Annotated in this window: 4 protein-coding genes, 1 pseudogene and 1 riboswitch; of the genes and pseudogenes, 4 read left to right on the forward strand and 1 reads right to left on the reverse strand. The window is 44.6% G+C overall.

What is annotated here, in order from left to right:
- Nucleotides 1-51: 51 nt before the first annotated feature.
- Nucleotides 52-1,026 carry an elongation factor P--(R)-beta-lysine ligase gene (epmA, locus tag ABYB02_RS14475; RefSeq protein ID WP_372763118.1) on the forward strand — a complete coding sequence of 325 codons (975 nt, stop codon included), beginning with the start codon at nucleotides 52-54 and terminating at the stop codon, nucleotides 1,024-1,026.
- 101 nt (nucleotides 1,027-1,127) lie between these two features.
- Here the strand turns inward: epmA and ABYB02_RS14480 are convergent, their stop codons facing one another.
- Nucleotides 1,128-3,227, reverse strand: coding sequence for a TonB-dependent receptor (locus ABYB02_RS14480; protein ID WP_372763119.1), 2,100 nt, complete (start codon nucleotides 3,225-3,227; stop codon nucleotides 1,128-1,130).
- A 102-nt stretch (nucleotides 3,228-3,329) separates the two neighbouring features.
- Here ABYB02_RS14480 and ABYB02_RS14485 point away from each other — a divergent pair, with 102 nt between their 5' ends.
- The 3 genes and pseudogenes from ABYB02_RS14485 to ABYB02_RS14495 form a co-directional block, all read left to right on the forward strand.
- Nucleotides 3,330-3,728, forward strand: coding sequence for an acyl-CoA thioesterase (locus ABYB02_RS14485; RefSeq protein ID WP_372763120.1), 399 nt, complete (start codon nucleotides 3,330-3,332; stop codon nucleotides 3,726-3,728).
- Nucleotides 3,729-3,854: 126 nt separating this feature from the next.
- Nucleotides 3,855-4,253 (forward strand): META domain-containing protein, encoded by a 399-nt coding sequence (locus ABYB02_RS14490; protein ID WP_372763121.1) that lies wholly within the window; start codon nucleotides 3,855-3,857, stop codon nucleotides 4,251-4,253.
- A 108-nt stretch (nucleotides 4,254-4,361) separates the two neighbouring features.
- Nucleotides 4,362-4,474: riboswitch (TPP riboswitch) on the forward strand.
- A gap of 132 nt (nucleotides 4,475-4,606) precedes the next feature.
- Nucleotides 4,607-5,010: pseudogene (locus tag ABYB02_RS14495) on the forward strand (phosphomethylpyrimidine synthase ThiC); the annotation flags it as partial.

Raw genomic sequence — 5,010 nt, forward strand, 5'->3', positions numbered from 1 at the left:
CTGTTTAATAAAATCCTGACTTAAATGTTGGGATTTTTTTTGGAGAAAAATATGTCTGAAAATCTTTGGGCTCCCAGTGCCAGTATGGCAACGCTTAAACAGCGAGCCACTATTTTACGCACAATTCGTGAGTTTTTTTACGCGCGTAATGTGATGGAAGTTGAAACGCCGAGTTTAAGTGGCGCCAGTGTCACCGATATTCATTTAGTGAGTTTTAACACCACTTTTGTGGGCCCCGGCCACGCAGCGGGTTTGCCATTGTATTTACAAACTTCGCCCGAATTTGCCATGAAGCGTTTATTAGCGGCGGGCTCCGGAGCGATATTTCAACTGTGTAAAGCATTTAGAAACGAAGAAGCGGGCAGCCATCATAACCCCGAATTCACCATGCTAGAGTGGTATCGCCCAGGATTTGACGAGTTTGCATTAATGGATGAAATGGATGAGCTAATGCAGCTTATTCTAACGGTTGAACCTGCACAGCGGTTAACCTACCAGCAAGCCTTTATGCAGGCGCTTGGGGTTGATCCACTAACGGCAAGTGTTGCGCAATTGCAACAACTTGCGTGTGAGCAAGGGTTTGCTGATATTGCCGCAACAGAAACGCACAAAGATACCTTACTGCAATTGTTATTCTGTATGAAAGTAGAGCCGACCATAGGCCAGCATAAGCCATGTTTTGTATATCATTTTCCGGCATCGCAAGCGGCACTGGCACAAATTTGTGAGCACGACAGTCGCGTCGCGGGGCGCTTTGAGTTGTATTATAAAAATATGGAACTGGCCAACGGCTTTAATGAGCTTACTAATGCCACAGAGCAAGCTAAACGCTTTGCCGAAGATAACGCCTACCGTGCTGCACACGGCTTAAAACAAGTACCAATTGATGGCCATTTAATTGCTGCACTAGAACACGGCCTAGCACCTTGTGCAGGTGTTGCAATGGGAATTGACCGGCTGGTTATGCTCGCAACCAACAAAGATAAGATCAAAGAGGTGATTGCCTTTGATGTAGCAAGAGCTTAAAGCAGCTAATCGTTCTTAGCTGTCAGCTATCAGAAAAAACACCGCGTTTGCATTAAACGCGGTGTTTTTTATTCTCGAATTGCCAACTGAACTCTTATATTTTACAAATTAAGCGTAAAGGTAACGCCGGCTACGCGGGGTTCGCCTAGCTGAGTGTAGGTATGAGTCGCGTAGCCATCAAGTGGGTTATTGCCAAATTCAAAACCACGGGTGGGCACGGCTTCGTCAAACACGTTACGTGCCCAAGCGCGTACAGCCCAGCTATCGGCTTCGTAACCTAGGCTCACATTAACTAAGTTACTGTTCGGTGCTTGTGCGTTATGGCTGTCTGAAAAATAATAATCGTCTTTGCCTTCTACCCCTAGCATTGCGTATAGCGCGTTGGTTAGGTTATAGCGAGCCGTAAAAGCGTATTGGTATTTAGGTGATTGCGCTTGCTCGCGGCCGTCTTGGTTTAAACCGTCTTTAGTGACAAAGTCATTTATTTTGGTATTTAAATAACCTGCGCTACCGGTCAGAATTAAGTCATCAGTTAATTGGTAGCTGCCTTCAATTTCAAGGCCGTAGTTACTGCCAGAGCTGGCGTTATCAACATAACCGGTAAACTTCTGGTCTTGTACTTGCCACGACTTTAACTGAATGTTGTCGCGGTGCATGTAAAATGCTGCTAAGCGTAAGACAAATTTATCGTCAAGGGATGAGCCTTTAACCCCAAACTCACCGCTCCATAAGTATTCAGGATCAAAGCTGGTGTGCTGCTGAAAAAACGCCGCATCGAGGTTTAAGCCTTCATCTTTGGCTTTTGCGAGCGCTTCTGAGTTAATCCCGCCTGCTTTATAGCCTCGCGTAATGCTGGTGTAGATCATGGTGCGATCAATCACTTGGTATTCGAGTGCCAGCTTACCGCCGACCATAATGTCGTCGGTGTCTTCAATAAAGCCATTGTTATCGGTGTAATCACCTTGATATTGCTCTACTCGTAATCCGGTAATTAAGGTGGTTTTAGCGCCAATAGGGGTGGCTAATTGGCCGTATACTGCCACGTTACTGGTTTCGTAGGTTGAGTTAAACGGGTTAGCTAACCAAGTGTATTGACGCTCTAAATCGACATCACGGTTTTGATAGTAAATGCCCGCGACCCAGTTGCCGGTTTTGCTGCTAACTTGTAAGTCGGCTGCATGATCTTTGCGATCGCGGCTATAAATGTCGGTTGAGCTATAACCATAGGGGTGTAAGCCGGCAGCGCAAAGTTGTGGTTTAGCGGTATCGTTACATACCCAGTCTTCATCAAAGCTATAAAATAACTCGGTATCGATTGCCGATAGGTTTAAGCTTAGGTCAAATGCAGCAAAGCCGCTATAGCTGTTAGCTAGGCCAATGGCGTAGCTTAATTGATTATCTTCACCGGGCTGGTCGGCCACACTGTTGCGGCTGTTATCAAGCGTAAAGGCATCGTAGCCGTTATTAATATCGATGTAATGCAGGTTTAATTCGCTGCGTAAATTATTGCTCACTTGGCTGCTTAATTTAAACCGTGCGACTTGCTCGTCTTGTCCTTGAGTGGCTTTACCTAAATAAAGGTTATCTACGTAACCGTCTGACTTACTGCGAAAATAACTAACGCGTGCGCTGGTGTCGTCTGTTAAACCTGTGCTTGCTGCAAGGCCGGCTTCACGGCTGTTATAGGTGCCTGCGCCGAGCTGTAGTTTTAAGCTTGGATCGTTGCTAGCTTGCGCCGATTGCATTTGAATCATACCTGCCATACCGTCGGCGCCAAAACGAGTACCTTGTGGGCCACGGTAAATTTCTACTTGGTCAATATCAAATAATAAGGCGCTGCCGCCTAAACCAGAGTAGTTAATACCATCGATAACCAAGCCCACCGACGGGTTAATAGGGTCGACAAATTGTGACCGCAGTCCCACGCCCCTAATTTGAATATAACGACCGCGCGAGGCACCCGAGGTAAAGTTAATATTAGCAGCGCTGCCAAGTATTTCGTCAAGGTAGGTTGCACCACGTAAGTTCACTTCGTCTTCGCTAAATAAGCTGGCGCTAGCACTTAAGGTTTGAATGCTTTCTCGTTGAAAATCACCTGTTACTACAATGCGTTCTAAGTCGCTATCGTCAGCAATAGCGCTAACAGATGCAGCAAACAGGGGTAATAATGCGGCGGTGATTAAAGACAAACGTAAGTTCATTAGGTTACTTAACTCCATTTTAGGGACTTGCATGGTAGCAATTATTTCGGCACATGTGCTATAAACGCGGCAATTATACGTTAAATAATTTGGATTACGAATATGACCTTTAAAGTAGACTTTAAAGTGCGCGACTACGAATGTGACCTACAAGGTATTGTAAATAATAGTGTATATTTTAATTATTTAGAACATGCACGGCATGAGTTTTTATCCGCACAGGGCGTCGATTTTGCCAAGCTGGCAAAAGACAAAATAAACTTAGTGGTGATACGTAGTGAAATGGATTATAAGCATTCTTTGTTACCGGGCGACGAGTTTTACGTGGCGGTAGAACCACAGCGTGTTAGCCGCCTTAAGTTTGCTTTTAAGCAAATGGTAGTACGTAAATGCGATGATAAAGTGATGCTAAATGCTTTGGTGATAGGCACATCGGTAAATGAAAAAGGCCGGCCATTTTTACCCGCGCAAATAGATCAGTTATTTAAACCTGCACCTTAAGGTTGAGTTGCGCGATTAATCCCCTAGCATAGAGCAAAAATTTACATTTAAAACATGCATTTTTAACGGATCAGCGCTGCAAAAATTGTTACTATTACATTAATTAGACAATGAATTAGTAATCGTATGAAATTAGCAGCAATACCGATGCTTATAATCGGTTTATGTGTGGGTTGCACATCAACAGGAACCGTGACCAGTGAGCAGTTAAAGCACACCCAGTGGCAGTTGTCACGGGTTGATGGCTTAGCTATTCCGCCGTCGTTTAACGCCTCAATCGGCTTTATTGAAGCACTGCAAGTGAACGGCTTTGCTGGCTGTAATAAATTTTTTGGTGAAGGTGAGCTTGACGATAGTAAGCTCACAGTCAACAAGCTGGGTATGACGCGTAAGTCGTGCGGTGCACAGTTAGATAAGTTTGAGCAGCAACTATTACAAGCGTTAAAACAGGGCAGCACAGTTAAAATGCAAAATCAGCGACTGCTACTGCAAGCTAAAAAAACATTTGAGTTTATTGCTAAGTAATTGATTGATTATTTAAAAATTGCCTCTTGCAGGCAATTTTTAACTGGCGTACACTCAGTGCAGATTTGCTCAAGTACATTGGCAAATTAAACGAAACAAATTGAATTTATATACTTGTCGGAGTGCCTAAACTAATGATTAGTTTAGGCTGAGATCGCGAAAGCGGGATCCGTGAACCTGATCAGGTTAAAACCTGCGTAGGGAACAAGCTGCCTAAATAGGACGCTTGTGCGTCTTTTTTTATGCGCACAGCAACATAGTTCTAGCGACTTTAGGCTGCCAAATGGCATTTGCCATTTTACGATCTTTCTCTATTCCTCGGACAAGACAACCCTTAAGCAATGAGGTAAGTCATGTCAAACACTACAAATAAAGCGTCGCGCCGCGAAACACGCGCTGCGGCATCTGAATATATTTATAATTTAACCGGACAACCGTTTCCTAATTCACACAAAGTATACGTTGCAGGCACACAAGCCGGTGTGCGCGTAGGGATGCGTGAAATAACGCTGAGCGACACACTTGTTGGTGGTACAGATGAAAACCCAGTGTACGAAGCGAATGAGCCACTACGCGTTTACGATACCTCAGGCCCCTACACCGACCCTAATTTTGAATTAGATGTACGTCAAGGACTACCTAAGTTTCGTAAACAGTGGATTGAAAGTCGTCATGACACCGAAGAGCTGGAGTCGGTAACGTCGCGCTTCACTCAGCAGCGCATGGCTGACGATGGCTTAGATCATATTCGCTTTGA

Origin of the sequence: Pseudoalteromonas sp. (assembly GCF_041613455.1) — a bacterium.
GTDB lineage: Bacteria > Pseudomonadota > Gammaproteobacteria > Enterobacterales > Alteromonadaceae > Pseudoalteromonas.

Bases quoted from the DNA above. Each gene is read 5' to 3' on its own strand.
- epmA (WP_372763118.1), top strand. From the start codon at position 52: ATGTCTGAAAATCTTTGGGCTCCCAGTGCCAGTATGGCAACGCTTAAA.
- ABYB02_RS14480 (WP_372763119.1), bottom strand. From the start codon at position 3,227: ATGAACTTACGTTTGTCTTTAATCACCGCCGCATTATTACCCCTGTTT.
- ABYB02_RS14485 (WP_372763120.1), top strand. From the start codon at position 3,330: ATGACCTTTAAAGTAGACTTTAAAGTGCGCGACTACGAATGTGACCTA.
- ABYB02_RS14490 (WP_372763121.1), top strand. From the start codon at position 3,855: ATGAAATTAGCAGCAATACCGATGCTTATAATCGGTTTATGTGTGGGT.